Annotated in this window: 12 protein-coding genes; 6 read left to right on the top strand and 6 right to left on the bottom strand. The window is 34.9% G+C overall.

The features are described from left to right. Window positions 1–115: 115 nt before the first annotated feature. Window positions 116–1,522, bottom strand: coding sequence for a tRNA uridine-5-carboxymethylaminomethyl(34) synthesis GTPase MnmE (gene mnmE, locus BLT80_RS13430; protein ID WP_092468838.1), 1,407 nt, complete (start codon window positions 1,520–1,522; stop codon window positions 116–118). Between the two features lie 161 nt (window positions 1,523–1,683). On the opposite strand from mnmE, the gene BLT80_RS13425 reads away from it, so the two are divergent. Beyond that, the gene (locus BLT80_RS13425; protein WP_092468835.1) at window positions 1,684–2,838 is read left to right on the top strand and encodes a TlpA disulfide reductase family protein; all 1,155 of its coding nucleotides are present in this window, start codon (window positions 1,684–1,686) and stop codon (window positions 2,836–2,838) included. A gap of 150 nt (window positions 2,839–2,988) precedes the next feature. On the opposite strand, the gene BLT80_RS13420 is transcribed toward BLT80_RS13425, so the two are convergent. Further along, a complete protein-coding gene (locus BLT80_RS13420; protein WP_092468833.1) occupies window positions 2,989–4,788 on the bottom strand; it encodes a hypothetical protein in 1,800 nt (599 codons plus the stop codon). A gap of 119 nt (window positions 4,789–4,907) precedes the next feature. After that, window positions 4,908–5,567: a rhomboid family intramembrane serine protease gene (locus BLT80_RS13415; RefSeq protein WP_092468831.1), complete on the bottom strand. Its 660-nt coding sequence runs from the start codon at window positions 5,565–5,567 to the stop codon at window positions 4,908–4,910. Between the two features lie 59 nt (window positions 5,568–5,626). On the opposite strand from BLT80_RS13415, the gene BLT80_RS13410 reads away from it, so the two are divergent. Continuing rightward, complete coding sequence (locus tag BLT80_RS13410) at window positions 5,627–6,517, top strand: lysophospholipid acyltransferase family protein (RefSeq protein WP_092468829.1); 891 nt, start codon at window positions 5,627–5,629, stop codon at window positions 6,515–6,517. Window positions 6,518–6,563: 46 nt separating this feature from the next. On the opposite strand, the gene BLT80_RS13405 is transcribed toward BLT80_RS13410, so the two are convergent. Both BLT80_RS13405 and glmM read right to left on the bottom strand, forming a co-directional pair. Next, window positions 6,564–8,066, bottom strand: coding sequence for an aminotransferase class V-fold PLP-dependent enzyme (locus BLT80_RS13405; protein WP_245710253.1), 1,503 nt, complete (start codon window positions 8,064–8,066; stop codon window positions 6,564–6,566). A 100-nt stretch (window positions 8,067–8,166) separates the two neighbouring features. After that, window positions 8,167–9,555, bottom strand: coding sequence for a phosphoglucosamine mutase (glmM, locus tag BLT80_RS13400; RefSeq protein ID WP_092468827.1), 1,389 nt, complete (start codon window positions 9,553–9,555; stop codon window positions 8,167–8,169). Window positions 9,556–9,634: 79 nt separating this feature from the next. Between glmM and BLT80_RS13395 the strand changes: the two genes are divergently transcribed. The 3 genes from BLT80_RS13395 to BLT80_RS13385 all read left to right on the top strand — a co-directional run bounded on the left by BLT80_RS13395 (window position 9,635) and on the right by BLT80_RS13385 (window position 14,557). Next, window positions 9,635–10,240: an acyl carrier protein phosphodiesterase gene (locus tag BLT80_RS13395; protein WP_092468825.1), complete on the top strand. Its 606-nt coding sequence runs from the start codon at window positions 9,635–9,637 to the stop codon at window positions 10,238–10,240. Between the two features lie 161 nt (window positions 10,241–10,401). Then, window positions 10,402–13,680, top strand: coding sequence for a S41 family peptidase (locus BLT80_RS13390; RefSeq protein WP_092468823.1), 3,279 nt, complete (start codon window positions 10,402–10,404; stop codon window positions 13,678–13,680). A 145-nt stretch (window positions 13,681–13,825) separates the two neighbouring features. Continuing rightward, window positions 13,826–14,557, top strand: coding sequence for a hypothetical protein (locus BLT80_RS13385; protein WP_092468821.1), 732 nt, complete (start codon window positions 13,826–13,828; stop codon window positions 14,555–14,557). A 146-nt stretch (window positions 14,558–14,703) separates the two neighbouring features. On the opposite strand, the gene BLT80_RS13380 is transcribed toward BLT80_RS13385, so the two are convergent. Further along, window positions 14,704–15,228, bottom strand: a complete 525-nt coding sequence (locus tag BLT80_RS13380) for a hypothetical protein (protein WP_092468819.1) — start codon at window positions 15,226–15,228, stop codon at window positions 14,704–14,706. 163 nt (window positions 15,229–15,391) lie between these two features. Between BLT80_RS13380 and BLT80_RS13375 the strand changes: the two genes are divergently transcribed. Next, window positions 15,392–15,742 carry a hypothetical protein gene (locus tag BLT80_RS13375; protein WP_092468816.1) on the top strand — a complete coding sequence of 117 codons (351 nt, stop codon included), beginning with the start codon at window positions 15,392–15,394 and terminating at the stop codon, window positions 15,740–15,742. The last annotated feature ends 6 nt before the right edge of the window (window positions 15,743–15,748 follow it).

The raw sequence follows: 15,748 nt of genomic DNA, 5'->3' as shown, positions 1-15,748 counted from the left end.
CCGTATGTTGGGCAACATATATGAAACAAATATAGTTAAAAAAGGGCAATTAGGCAACAAAAAAGAATATGTAAACCATTGAAAAACAAGTAAAAACCAATAAAAAGAAGCTTAATTACTTCCCGATACAGAAATTAGCAAAAATATTACCAAGTAAATCATCATTAGTAATCTCTCCGGTAATCTCTCCAAAGTGATACAACGCCTGACGAATATCAATAGCTAACAAGTCACCAGACAAGCCGGTCGCTAAACCGTCTTTCACTTTCTGAACCTCTTCAAAAGCCTTTAATAAAGCATCATAATGACGTGAATTCGTTACAATGGTTTCATTATTACGCAACGCTCCGGTATTAATTAAATCGAGAAGCTTATTAGTAAGTTGTTCTACACCAAATCCAGTCTTTGCAGAAATGGGGATAACCTGAGTAGCTTTAGATTGTAAAGCGGTTCTAATATCAGCCAATTCCGAATCTGTAATCTGATCAATTTTATTCAAAATAACCAATAACTGTTTTTGCGGGAACTTGTTTTTTACCTTTTCAATCTCAATCGTAATGGTTTTAATAGCCTCTTTATCCACAGCTAACTGCGCGCTACTCACCAAAAACATCACCACTTGGGCTTGCTCAATCTTTTCAAAGGTTTTCTTTATACCAATGCTTTCAACAACATCTTCAGTTTCACGGATACCTGCCGTATCTATAAATCGAAAACCAATTCCTCCAATAGAAATTTCATCTTCAATAGTATCTCTTGTGGTTCCTGCAATTTCAGAAACAATCGCACGATCTTCGTTTAATAACGCATTCAACAAGGTCGATTTTCCAACATTAGGCTCACCAACAATCGCTACAGGAATACCATTTTTAATCACGTTACCTACAGCAAAAGAATCTATCAAACGCTTTAGTACAAAATTAATACGTTCTATAAGCTCCCTAAACTGAGTTCTGTCCGCAAATTCAACATCTTCTTCAGCAAAGTCTAATTCTAATTCTATTAACGAGGCAAAGTTTAGGAGCTCTTCACGAAGCTTAGCAATTTCAGAAGAGAAACCTCCACGCATCTGCTGCATCGCAATCTGATGCGACGCTTCATTATCACTAGAAATTAAATCGGCCACAGCTTCCGCCTGACTCAAATCTAACTTACCATTCAAAAAAGCACGCAAGGTGAATTCACCAGCCGAAGCCATTCTGCAACCTTCTCGTAAAAACAATTGAATGATTTCTTGTTGAATATAAGACGACCCATGACATGATATTTCCACCACATTTTCACCAGTGTAAGAATTAGGATCCTTAAATACAGACACCAAAACCTCATCAATAGTTCTGCTATTATCAATAATATGACCTAAATGAATGGTATGCGTAGCTTGCTTGTTTAAATCTTTATTAGAAACAGATTTAAAACATTTTGAAGCTATGTTTATGGCATCGAGTCCTGATAATCGTATAACGGCAATGGCACCACTCCCTGATGGTGTTGCTAAAGCTACAATGGTATCGTTATGCATGGTCTAATTATTTGTTGCAAAAGTATTGTAAATTATGGGATTCTTTAAATATAATAGTCTTCAACTTTAAGACTTAGCGTTTATATTCTTCGTATTTAAGCTTTGTTTTTATATTTGCAGTTCCTTAAATTAATTAAGAACATTAGATTTAAAATAGTATTATGAGAAACGTATTGATCTTCACCTTTATTGGGCTTTTATGTTTAGGATGTAAATCCGAAGAAAAACGAACAGACTTCATTATTAATGGTAATGCTGTAGGCGTATATAATGGAGTGAGAGCGTATTTAAAAAATGTCGAAAAAAATGGAAGAGAACGGGTTTTGGATACGGCCGTTGTCATTGATGAAAAATTCACATTTACGGGGAAAGTCTTATACCCAACGTTATCAATAATTTCTGTAAATTCTGTAAATGGCAATCTAAATTTTATGCTAGAAAATAGCGCCATTGATATTGCGATTAACAAGGCTAATATTTCACAATCTACAGTATCGGGCTCGTCGTCTCAAAATGATTATGACACATATCAAAAGGAATTGACTGCGCTCCGTAAAACAGCTATGGATTTAAAGGTTCAATTGAGAAATAACAGATCTACCAGTGCTATTGCAAAAAGAGACTCTATAACAAAGCTTGCTGCAGCAGCCGAAACGAAATTCCAAGAATTTCCAATTAAGTTTATAAAAAATCACCCAAGTAGTTACTATAGTCTTGCGTTAATTGAGTTAGAATCTGCTAAAAGAAATGCCAATATTGAGGAGTATTTAACGGCTTTTGATAACCTTGATTCAGAATTAAAATCATCACCAAAAGGCATATCATTAAAAATAACTTTAGATAATTTATTAATCGCTTATCAGAAAAAAGCACGTGTTGATATTGGTAAAATAGCCCCAAACTTTGAAGCTCCAACTCCTGAAGGAAACATAGTAAGTCTAAATGATGTTAAAGGTAAAGTTACTATCATTGATTTTTGGGCGGCTTGGTGCGGGCCTTGCAGAAGAGAAAACCCAAATGTCGTTAAAATCTATAACAAATATCACGACCAAGGATTAGAAATCATTGGTGTCTCTTTAGATGGTACGCGTTCTCAAAAAGACCCTAAGCAAACATGGCTAGATGCCATTAAAAAAGACAAATTAACATGGACTCAAGTTTCTAACTTACAGTATTTTCAAGATCCTGTAGCACAACTTTATAATATAAACGCTATCCCTGCGGTCTTTATATTAGATGCCGAAGGTAAAATTGTCGCTAAAAATATTAGAGGAGACACTTTAGAAGCCAAAGTAAAAGAACTTTTAGGTCTATAAACGGCTTATAACTCTAGAGCTTTTAAGAGTCTTTTACAAGTAATATAAAAAGTTCTAGATAATAATTACAGATAAAAACAAGAAAGCCTTTATAGTAATGTAAAGGCTTTCTCATTTAAGCAGTATTCTATTTTAGAGCACCTAAACCATTTATAACTGAGGTATAGAAACAAGCGTCAATTCATCTTTATAAAATTGAAGCTCTTTTTGAATAGTTGTATATTCTGAAGATAGCGCCGTTACAAACAAGTCTTCATAGTACGTAATACCATCAAACAGATTGTTTTTAAATGCTGTCCATTTTTTAATCTGTTTGGCTGTTAGGTCTTCAGAAATAGTATCGATCTCATTTTTTAAATAATCCACATACATTTTCAATTCCTTTACAAACATATTTGGACGATCTACATTAGAAAGTACAGAGGCATTACCATTAATATGTTTCATCATTTCAGAAAGTGAAACTTCTTTATCAAAATACGCCACATTTGGCCCCGGACAAATAACAACTCCTTGCTCCTGCCCTTTAATATCAATATTGTTTTCTAAATAAGAAGCATTTGCCAAACCAACACATAGGCATGCTTTTTCGGTTATTTTGGCTTTAGCATTTTCATAAATAGTTGGAGAGACGTCCGCTTTTTTAGTTTCTAGTTCTTGTAACTTAACATCTTGATATTTTTTAGAAGCCGTACAAATCCCTTCTGGACCAAACGCTTTACTTAATGCCAAAAATTTCTTTGGACAAGAACTGCCTGCTTTATTGTTCGTAATCCGTTTTTGTTTATGAAACTCATTAGTCGTTCCTTTTATAGTATTAAAAGGAACACCTAAAGGCGAAATCCCACTTAAATACAAGTCTTTTTCTTTAGCGCTACGTAATAAATCTCGTGTTTGTTGATCTACAGATGTGGCTTCTGGCACTAATAAAAATGGTGTTCCCCAACCTACCGAATCGACCTGATAATTTTCAAGTAAAAAATGATGCTCTTCTGCGGTCCCCACTCCACCTTGGACTGTAATTTTCAATTCTAAAGGTTGCTGAGGAGCGTCGATTTCCTTTTGATTTAAACCTTTTACATAAACCTCGTGTGTGTCTTGTATTAATTCTATTTTCTTCGTCTTAAACTCTTCTAAAATTGGACCCAATAAAAAACCTTCGGTAGCAAAAGCATGACCACCACAGTTTAATCCTGATTCTATTCTATATTCGGAAACCCAAAGGCCTTTTTTAGCTAAAAACTTGCCTTGAATAATTGCAGAGCGGTAATCACTAACTTTTAATATGATTTTCTTTTTTAACTCTCCATTCGCATCCGGAAAGAAGTCTTTAAAATTCTCAAAATAACTGTATAATCTAGGATTCATTCCCGCAGAAAGTACGACAGATGAGCTTAAGTTACTATTCGCAAAACCACGTAGCGAGGCATGTGCATCATTGTATTCTGTTGGTAATTGTTCACCTTTAATAAAATTATCTTTATCGACTTTGGTCATGATGTTAACATCAATAGTTCCCGCTTTTAAATGGGTTTCGAGATAACTTCTAACCTTATCCTTAAATGCAACTCCTTCTTGTAGAAAATTAGAAAGTCCTTCCTTAAAATCAGATGTATTAGGTAAGGTGGTGATAAAGTGTTCCAAAGCCGCTTTGCTTTCAGATAATTCCGCTTTAAAATTTGAGAACTTTTCTTTTACAATAGTATCAGCCAAATTTAAATACGATGTAATACGTTCGGCGCGATAATCTTGTGCCTTTTTTGTGATTTCTTGGTATGGTAAGTTGAATTTTTTACTGTAAAAAGCATTCATTTTTTCAATAAGTTCATCGTCTATAATTGATACTACGGACGAAATACCATATTGAGCCACACGAATAGGACTATCAATAGTATACGCTAAACCCATTACTGGTATATGAAAACTGTGCAGTGATTTTGTTAAAGCCATCTTCTAATTTTGTTTAAAAATTGAATAAGCAACAAAGATGATTTTAGTTTTCAGGCAAAAACATGACTTTTGTCATACCTTTTTATTCTTTATTATACTAAATGATATTGAATTTACAATTATTTTAATTTTCCTGTTTTATACAATACAAAAAGAATAACTATTGGTATCGCTAATAATCCTACATAGCCTAAATTGGTTGTAAACAAACTTGGCACCATTATTAAAGTCACCACATAGCCACCGATTGCACCACCAAAATGGGCATCGTGGCCAATGTTTCCGATTCTATTTTTCATACCATAAATTGAATATAACAAATAGCCAATACCAAACACATAACCAGGAATCGGGATGGGTATAAAATACATATACAAGCTCATATCTGGACGTAACAGTATCGCTGCATATAATACACCCGTTACAGCACCACTCGCGCCGATAGCACTATACCAATACTCGTCCTTATGAAAATAGAGCGAGAGTAAGTTTCCAAAAATTAAACTGGCAAAATAAATAACAATAAAATTAAATGCCCCCAACTGCTTAACCACAGCATCTGCAAAGAAATAAAGCGTAAACATATTAAACAGCAAATGCGTAATATCAGCATGCAAAAATCCAGAACTTATCATCCTTATCTGTTCTCCACGTTTTATGCTGCCGACATTAAATTTGTATTTCTCAAAAAAACCACGATCATCAAATCCTTTAAAAGACATAATACCGTTGGCTACAATAATCACAATGGTAACTATACTTATACCTAAATTGTCCATAAACTCTAATTCTTATAAATCAAATATATATATTTGTGCTTAAATGCAATCATACTTTAATGCAACTTATTGCTTATATTTTAGTTTACCCGATTCTTTGGTTAATATCAATATTACCGTTTAGATTACTTTATGGACTGTCTGATATTATATACTTTTTTATGTATAAAATTTTCGGCTATAGAAAGTCGGTTGTAAAAGAAAATTTACGATTGGTTTTTCCTGATAAATCAGAACAAGAAATTTCAACAATCACAGGAAAATTCTATCACCATTTTTGTGATATGATGGTGGAAGCCATAAAATCATTGACGATTACTGAAGCTGAAATGAATAAGCGCTTTAAGTTTACAAATGTCGAATTAATCAATGATCTAGAAAAAAAACAGCGAAGTATTATTTTAATGTGCGCGCATTATGGGAGTTGGGAATGGATTTTTATTTTACAAAAACATGTTAAGCATAAAGGTTATGCCGTCTACAAACGTCTAGCCAATAAGTATTTTGATAAATTAGTAAAACGTATTAGAGCCAAATATAATTCTCACCTTATCACTACAAAAGAAACCTATGGAGTTCTGCTAGAAAGTAAGAAAAAAGGAGAATTAACCATCAACGGATTTGTCTCTGACCAAACCCCTAAAGTTCATAAAGCCTTTCATTGGAATGAATTTATGGGCATAAAAGTGCCAATGCATACGGGTGCAGAAATGTTGGCCAAGAAATTAGATATGGCAGTGGTGTTTTTTAGCGTGAAACGAATTAAGCGTGGCTATTATGAAACAACGTTTAAAACCATTACAGAAAACCCAAAAGAATTTAAAGATTACGAAATTACAGACTTATTCTTTAAGTTGGTTGAAGAGCAGATTTTACAAGCACCAGAATTTTACCTTTGGACGCACAGACGCTGGAAACATAGAGATAAAGTGCCAGCTGAATTTCAATAACGCTTTTCTTTTTAAAGAGAAATAAGCTACTATACAACTTCAATAATTACATATCAAACCAAGCATCCACGTTAATAGCCGTACAAGGTTGATCAACTAAACTTTTATGTATAAACTCATTATTACACTTAGAGTATTCATAATCTTTAGCCCAAGTTTCATGGTTTTTGGCTAAATCTAAAATACTATCGCAGACATATTTAATCTCTGCATTTGTGGTTGTAGGATGTATAGACATACGAATCCAACCTGGTTTTCGCACTAAATCTCCAATAGAAATCTCATTAGTTAATTCGTGCGACATTTGCTGATCGACGTGCAATAAGAAATGCCCATAAGTACCGGCGCAACTGCAACCTCCACGAGTTTGCACACCGAATTTATCATTTAATAACTTTACAGCAAGGTTAAAATGTAAATCGTCAATATAAAACGAAATCACTCCTAAGCGATCCTGATGCTGACCTGCAAGAATATTTATATTAGGAGTGTCTCCTAATTTTTCAAAAATAATTTGAACTAGTTCATGCTCGCGCTTCAAAATATTAGACACTCCCATTTGTTCTTTCAAATTAATAGAAAGTGCTGTTTTTATAACTTGAAGAAAACCTGGTGTACCACCATCTTCTCTATCTTCAATATTATCAATATACTTGTGTTCTCCCCAAGGATTTGTCCAACTCACGGTACCTCCTCCTGGACAATCTGGAACCATATTTTTATATAACTTCTTATTAAAAACCAAAATACCAGAAGTTCCTGGTCCACCTAAAAATTTATGAGGCGAAAAGAAAATAGCGTCTAATTGTGCATCGTTGTCTTCAGGATGCATGTCAATAGCAACATAAGGTGCAGAACATGCAAAATCCACAAAACAAACTCCACCATGTTGATGCATCAATTTAGCCACATCGTGATGTGGAATCTGAATTCCAGTAACATTAGACCCACCAACAACTGAAGCGATTTTAATGGTACAATCTTTATATTTAACTAATAAGGTCTCTAAATTCTTCAGGCAAAATAAACCATCTTCATTTGGTGGTACGACCTCAACCTTTGCCATCGTTTCTAACCAGGTCGTTTGATTAGAATGATGCTCCATATGTGAAATAAAAACAACTGGTCGCATTTCTTCTGGGATGTTGGTAAACTCCTTTAAATTCTCTGGAACTTTTAAGCCCAAAATACGTTGAAACTTGTTGACTACACCGGTCATACCATTACCGGAACAGATTAAAATATCATCATCATTAGCATTGACGTGATCTTTAATAATGTGCCTCGCTTTATGATACGCTTTTGTCATAGCCGTACCAGAAACTGTAGTTTCGGTATGTGTATTAGCAACAAAAGGCCCAAAATCATTTGTTAGTTTGTCTTCAATAGGTCTGTATAATCGACCAGAAGCTGTCCAATCTGTATAGATGATTTTTTGTTCACCATAAGGAGATTCAAACATTTGATTTTGACCAATGATATGTTGCCGAAACTGATTAAAATAAGCTTCTAATTCAGTCATTTCCGTAGTATTCGTTTCTAAAATCATCCTTCTATCATTTTATGCATTACTCCTATTGAAATCAATCTCATCTCAAGGCACTTTTGTTTACTTCAGATTCACATTTATTAGTGCAATCTTAAAGACACTAAATATTAGCAATAGCTTTAATCTCTCCGATAATTCTATCTGCTAAAGTATCTGCTGCTTCTTGCGAAGGTGCTTCAGTATAAATTCTAATTATTGGTTCCGTGTTACTCTTACGAAGGTGTACCCAGCTATCTGCAAAGTCAATTTTAACTCCATCGATTGTAGTTAAATTTTCATGACTGTAATTAGCTTCCATAGTTTTTAAAATATCATCGACATCTAATCCTGGAGTTAATTCAATCTTCTTCTTACTCATAAAGTAATTTGGGTAAGACGCTCTAAGTTCACTGACTTTCATTTTCTTTTCAGCTAGCAAGCTCAAAAACAAAGCCACACCAACTAAAGCATCACGTCCGTAATGTGATTCTGGGTAAATAATACCTCCATTGCCTTCACCTCCAATAACAACTTTATTTTTCTTCATTAAGGCAACTACATTCACTTCACCTACAGCACTAGCCTCGTAAGTTCCACCATGCTTTTCGGTAACATCGCGTAACGCTCGTGTAGAACTCATATTGCTTACAGTGTTTCCTGGCGTTTTACTCAACACGTAATCTGCACAAGCCACCAATGTATATTCTTCTCCAAACATCTCACCTGTTTCGTCCATAAAAGCTAAACGATCGACATCTGGATCTACAACGATTCCGAAATCAGCATATTCTTTTACAACCGCTTTTGCTAAATCCCCTAAATGTTCTTTTAAAGGTTCTGGATTATGAGGAAAATGACCTGTTGGATCACAATATAATTTTACAGCCTCAACACCTAAACGTTCTAATAATAAAGGGATAGCGATACCTCCTGTAGAATTCACACCATCAACAACCACTTTAAAATTAGCATCTTTTATCGCTTTTACGTTTACCAATTCTAAGTCTAAGACTTCATCAATATGAATATCGATATACGCATCGTTAATTGTTATTTTTCCTAAATCATCAACCTCAGCAAAATTCATCGTATTAGATTCTGAAATCTCTAAGATTTTCAGTCCTTCTGATCCATTTAAAAATTCGCCTTTTGAATTAAGAAGCTTTAAAGCATTCCATTGCTTAGGATTATGACTTGCTGTTAAAATAATACCACCATCGGCATGTTCTAAGGGAACAGCAATTTCAACGGTTGGTGTTGTAGACAACCCTAAATCAATCACATGGATGCCAAGTCCGACTAAAGTATTCATTACTAAATTCTGAATCATTTCACCGGAAATACGAGCATCTCTACCAACAACGACTATATAATTGTCTTTGTCGCGTTGTTGTTTTAACCAAGTCCCATAAGCTGCTGCAAATTTAACAGCATCTATAGGCGTTAAGTTATCATCAACCAATCCTCCTATTGTTCCTCTTATTCCTGATATTGATTTTATTAAAGTCATGTAATTTCTATTTTTAGCAAATATAAATAGATATACCGTTTTTAACTATTTTGTGATTATGAATTTGTAATTTCGAAACATGAATTTTCTCGCTCATATTTATCTTTCAGGAGACAATGAACACATTGCTATAGGCAACTTTGTCGCAGACGGAGTTAGAGGTAATAAGTATAAATTATACCCTAAAGACATCCAAATTGGAATTCAATTGCATCGCAATATCGATACGTTTACAGATGCACATCCTCTTTTTAGACAATGTACCAAACGCTTACATAAAGGTTATGGACATTATAGCGGAGTTATTGTAGATATCTTTTTCGATCATTTTTTAGCTAAAAACTGGAAAGCGTATTCCGACATCCCACTAGACATTTACATCGCAGATTTTTATAAAACTCTTACTAAAAACATAACCATTCTACCTCCTCGTTTTAAAAGAATAACTCCGATAATGATAGAAGGTAATTGGCTACTGAGTTATGCTACAGTTGAAGGAATTCAAATTGTTTTAAACGGCATGAATCACAGAACCAAAGGTCTCTCCAAAATGAATGAAGCTACCAAAGAGCTACAAGAACATTATGAAGAATTTGAAAGCGATTTTATTCTATTTTTTGAAGATCTAAGAGCGTTTAGTATTACAAAACGCATTGAGATAGAAAAACAGTTTGAAAATTTTTAGAACTTAATTGTTGTTTGAGACTGTATTCTAATGAAAAACGTCATGAATTTAAGATGTTTAATAGGTTTTTAACATCTTTTTAAATATTCAAGAAACTGTAAATTGTATATTTATACTCACCGAATTTTATAGCAAAACCTACGTATCAAAACCATCCAAACATGAAACAATTTATTGTTACACTAGCATTCTGCTACTCACTACTCTCATTTTCACAAGGCACACAACTCTTAAGACAACCCACTTTGCATGGTAATGATGTTGTATTTGTTTATGCCAACGACTTATGGAAAGCTTCCGTAAATGGTGGAACTGCCATTAGGTTAACCAGCGATGACGGCTATGAATCTAGTCCACATTTCTCTAACGACGGAACACAAATTGCCTTTACAGCACAATACGATGGTAATGTTGATGTGTATGTGATGCCTTCAGAAGGAGGAGAACCAAAACGATTAACCTATCATCCAGAAGCAGACTACGTCCAAGGTTGGACTCCCGATGGCAACGTACTCTTTAGGTCTAGTAGAGAAAGTCAGCCGACAATGACAAGTAAGTTTTTTACAGTGTCTACAAACGGAGGTTTACCAAAAGCATTAGATATTCCTAGAGCTGCTTATGGAGAATTATCTCCTGATGGAACGTACTTAGCATACACTCCAATTACAGGATGGGATGCCGAATGGAGAAATTATCGTGGTGGACAAGCCATGCCAATTTGGGTGGTAGATATGAAAACCAAAGAGCTCATTAGAACCTCACAACCAACAAAAGAACGGCATTTAGATCCTGTGTGGTTAAATGGTATTGTGTATTTTATGTCTGAGCGCGATTATACCATGAACATTTGGTACTTTAACCCAAGTACTAAAGAAGAAAAGCAAATTACCTTTCATAAGAAATTTGATGTTAAAAGTTTAGATGCTAGTGAAGATAAGATCGTTTACGAGCAAGGTGGCTATCTTCATGTTTATAATCCAGTTTCAGGAGACACCAAACAATTACATATAGATGTTAAAGCCGATTTAAACTTTTATAGAACAAAATGGGAAGATGTATCTGCACCAAATTTATCTAATCCTAATCTGTCACCAAACGGCAAACGTGCCATTTTTGAGCATCGTGGTGAAATTTTCACCGTACCTAAAGAAAACGGCACTTGGATGAATATCACGAACTCACCTGGCGTTGCTGATCGTAATCCTATTTGGTCTCCTAAAGGTGATAAAATCGCATGGTTTTCAGATAAAAGTGGGGAATATCAATTACTAATAGCCGATCAAAATGGGCAAAATGTAGAAGCGATTAATCTACCAAATCCTACCTTCTATTTTAAACCCGATTGGTCACCAGATGGAAAACACATCGCATACACAGACACACATTACAATATCTGGATTCTTAATTTAGAAACTAAAAACGCTGAGATTGTAGCAACCGATCGTTACGCACATCCTAATCGTACTATGAATCCGGTGTGGTCGCCAGACAGCAAGTGGATTGCCTTTTCAAAGCAATTAGAGAGTCATTTCAAATCTATTTTTGCATATAATATTGACTCCAAGAAAACGATTCAAATTACAGACCCAATTGCAGATGCTATTAGTCCGGTTTGGGATGCATCAGGTAAATATATTTACACGTTAGCAAGCACCAATTACGGTCTTCAGACCGGTTGGTTAGATATGAGTAATTACGATTCGGCAGCCACCTTAACACGAAACTTATATGCTATTGTTTTAAATGCTCAAGATGATGCACCAAATCTTCCAAAGAATGACATGGAGGAGATTGAAAAGAAAGACAAGGATAGCGATAAGAAACCTAAAGACAAGAAAAAAGGTGGAGATAATGACAAAGAAGAACCTAAAAATGTTTCAATTACCATTACCGAAACTGGAATTTTTGACAGAGCCGTTGCCTTAAATTTACCAGCTAGAAATTATATGGAACTTCTTAAAGGACCGACAAATACGGTCTTTGTCTCTGAAGCGATTCAGAATGAAGACGGACTTAAAGTCTATACGTTTGACGTTGAAAAAGAAGAAAAGACGGACTATGCAGATGGTGTTTATCAGATGGTTGCTTCAGAAGACCGAAATTCGGTACTTCTATTCCAAAAAGGAAGTTGGGTAATGACCGATACCAAATCACCACCAAAACCTGGAAAAGATAATTTAAAAACCAATCTAAAAATAAAGATAGATCCTAAAGCCGAAGCCCATCAAATATTTAAAGAAGGCTGGAGATATATGCGCGATTTCTTATATGTAGATAATGTTCATGGTGCACCTTGGGACGCCATTTACAAATGGTATTCGCCTTGGATAGACCATGTACGACATAGAACGGATTTAAACTACGTTGTGGATATTATGAGTGGTGAAGTTGCTATTGGGCATTCGTACGTATCTGGCGGCGACTTCCCAAATGTAGATCGTGTGCCTGTGGGGTTACTAGGTTGTGATTTAGAACTCGAAAACGGCAACTATAAAATCACTAAAATATTTAATGGAGAACGTTGGAACCCTGATATTAATGCTCCATTAGCAAAACCTGGAATTAATGTAAATGTAGGCGATTATATTTTAGCGATAAATGGCAAAGAGCTTTCCGAAACTGTAAATCCTTATAGTGTATTAGAACAAACGGCGGATCGTGAAATTAATATTACAATAAATTCAAAACCATCGCTAACAGATGCTAAAACCGTCTTAATAAAGCCTGTAAGCAACGAACGTAGCTTGCGAGCCATAGATTGGATTGAAGGCAATCGCAGAAAAGTAGATGAACTCTCTAATGGGAAATTGGCTTATGTCTATGTTCCCAATACAGGTGCTGGTGGCTTCACGTCTTTTAACCGCTACTATTTCTCACAACAAGATAAAAAAGGTGTTGTTATAGACGAACGTAATAATGGAGGTGGTTCAGCAGCTGATTATATGATAGATATTATGTCGCGTGAATTGTTTGGCTACTTTAACAGTAGAGCTAATGATAACCGACCATGGACCACACCAATGGCTGGAATTTGGGGACCAAAAGTCATGTTGATTAACGAACGTGCCGGATCAGGTGGTGATTTACTGCCTTACATGTTTAAAATGAAAAATATAGGACCGATGATCGGCACCCGAACTTGGGGAGGGCTGGTAGGTACTTGGGACACTCCCGATTTTATTGATGGAGGACGAATGGTTGCTCCACGTGGTGGGTTTTACGACGTCAATGGAGAATGGGCTGTTGAAGGAGAAGGAGTGGCTCCAGATATTGAAGTGATTCAAGACCCCAAATTAACATCTAAAGGCATTGACCCACAGTTAGAACGTGCTGTTGAAGAAGCTATGAAATTACTTAAAAATAATGAATTTCAACTGAAACCAGAACCAAAAGCTCCTGTACGATGGAAACGTCCTGAAGGTTATAAGTCTGATAATTAAGTTTTACGTCATTATAAGGCTTGAACTTGTTACGAGGAACAAATTGAAAGTATAATGAAACATTCAACAGATTGCTTTGTCATTCTTCCTCGCCATGACGTCAACTATTTATACTAAATTTGCACAACAAACAATTTAACACGTCGTGGCTAAACAATCTAAACTAAAAAAAGCACTAAAAATAATAGGTGGACTCATCGTATTCTTCACTTTACCAACCCTCCTACTCTTCGGGTTTATATATTTTAAATACAATGAAGAGTTGCCGACAGGCGAACAAGGAGCTAAAGCCGACCAGTTAGCAACAAATATGCTACAAGCCTTAAATGAAGAAGCTTATTTAAATACGGCATATATAGAATGGACGTTTAAAGGTAGACACCATTATAAATGGTATAAATCTGATAAAACCTGTGAAGTGTATTGGGACGATTTCACCGTAATTTTAGATTTGGAAAATCGAAATAACTCAAAAGTTTTTGTTTTAGAACAAGAATACAACGGCATTGAAAAACAAGATTATATTACAAAAGCCGAAAGTTATTTTAACAACGATTCGTTTTGGTTGGTTGCACCTTACAAAGTGTTTGACCCAGGAGTTGAACGTCGCCTAGTAAAATCAGAAGATCATGAAGATGCACTATTAGTGACTTACACTTCTGGAGGAACTACGCCAGGTGATTCCTATTTATGGCATTTAGATGATTCTGGAAAACCAAAAAGCTTTCAAATGTGGGTAAATATTCTTCCTATTGAAGGCATAGAGGCTACTTGGGAGAACTGGACAACCACAGAAAGTGGAGCTCTGCTACCAACCTTTCATAAGTTTTTGTTTTTGGGTATTGAGATTACGGATGTCAAGGGCTTAAAACTTTAATTTTTTTTTCACGTAAAGGTGCAGAGACGCTAAGTTGCTAAGTTGTAAAAACCACGACCAAATCACACAACAAAATAAAAATTAAACACCTAAATTCCGACAGTATTGAACATTAATAAGGGATTCAAAAACGTTTCAACCAAAAACTATTTAGACCGCTGCCCAACAAACTGCTGTGTCTTCAACTTAAACAACACATTAAAGCTCGTTAGACTTCCGTAACTTCTCGTAATATACTGTTGTAAATCTATCTTATCTTGTTCTTCAAGATTGCTTGAATTGATCTTTTGCTCCATAACACGCAAGCGGTCACGCACCATAGTGATTTTATGAAAGAAGGTATCAATTGGTACTTCACTCGATTTTAAGTTAGAATCTCTAGGTTCCATAATTAATTTTCCACCTTTCCATTTATCTGCAATAGTGACAACTTCTGAAGCATCCGACCATTTTTTTAATATGGATTTTAAACTACGCTCTACTTCATAAAAACTTACCGTATCAACTTCATCTTCCGCGGCTTCAATCACTTCAAATTCTGAGTCTAAATCTATAGTCTCTAATCCGTTATCTATAAAGGTTACCCAATAGTGTTTAGACGTGACATTGGTAACAACTCCTTTTCCATAGTCTGAGTGGTTAATCCTTGATCCTATTCCTAGTAATTTCATAGTTTATCTGGTGTTATCATTCGTTATTTAAAAAACTAAAATAAGAAAAAAATAATCCTAAAAATAAATTGCATTTACAAATGTTAAGAATTATTAAAAGTGACAAATCCTACCAATAAATCTTATTATTTTTATCATAATATCAATTTAAACTCAACTAATTATGAAAAAATTACTTTTTACACTTTTATGCTTTACATTCTTATTGTCGGCTTCTGCTCATAATGAGCCAAAAGTTGGAGATATTCTAACCGTCAAAACACCATCTGCTGAAGGCTTTAATCACATTGATTTTCCTAAAGCAAATACGTTAATAAAACGCGGTATTGTTACGGGTTATAAATCTGTAAATAATGAAGCTGTTGTTATTGATGACATAGAAACAGAAGATAACGGATCTACGACAGTGACACTTAAGAAAAAAGATGGCTCTAAATTCTTTGGTATACTAAACAAAGTTAAAGCCAATTACGCAAAAGCTATAGGATCAGGAGAACTTGTTGTAATTAAATAACATCAC

This window comes from Winogradskyella thalassocola, from assembly GCF_900099995.1.
GTDB classification, from domain to species: Bacteria; Bacteroidota; Bacteroidia; order Flavobacteriales; family Flavobacteriaceae; genus Winogradskyella; species Winogradskyella thalassocola.
This window is presented reverse-complemented; position numbering and strand designations above follow the sequence as displayed.

Coding starts and splice junctions, on each gene's coding strand:
- BLT80_RS13425 (WP_092468835.1), top strand. CDS start 1,684: ATGAGAAACGTATTGATCTTCACCTTTATTGGGCTTTTATGTTTAGGA.
- BLT80_RS13375 (WP_092468816.1), top strand. CDS start 15,392: ATGAAAAAATTACTTTTTACACTTTTATGCTTTACATTCTTATTGTCG.
- BLT80_RS13390 (WP_092468823.1), top strand. CDS start 10,402: ATGAAACAATTTATTGTTACACTAGCATTCTGCTACTCACTACTCTCA.
- BLT80_RS13410 (WP_092468829.1), top strand. CDS start 5,627: ATGCAACTTATTGCTTATATTTTAGTTTACCCGATTCTTTGGTTAATA.
- BLT80_RS13380 (WP_092468819.1), bottom strand. CDS start 15,228: ATGAAATTACTAGGAATAGGATCAAGGATTAACCACTCAGACTATGGA.
- BLT80_RS13420 (WP_092468833.1), bottom strand. CDS start 4,788: ATGGCTTTAACAAAATCACTGCACAGTTTTCATATACCAGTAATGGGT.
- BLT80_RS13395 (WP_092468825.1), top strand. CDS start 9,635: ATGAATTTTCTCGCTCATATTTATCTTTCAGGAGACAATGAACACATT.
- glmM (WP_092468827.1), bottom strand. CDS start 9,555: ATGACTTTAATAAAATCAATATCAGGAATAAGAGGAACAATAGGAGGA.
- BLT80_RS13405 (WP_245710253.1), bottom strand. CDS start 8,066: ATGATTTTAGAAACGAATACTACGGAAATGACTGAATTAGAAGCTTAT.
- mnmE (WP_092468838.1), bottom strand. CDS start 1,522: ATGCATAACGATACCATTGTAGCTTTAGCAACACCATCAGGGAGTGGT.
- BLT80_RS13415 (WP_092468831.1), bottom strand. CDS start 5,567: ATGGACAATTTAGGTATAAGTATAGTTACCATTGTGATTATTGTAGCC.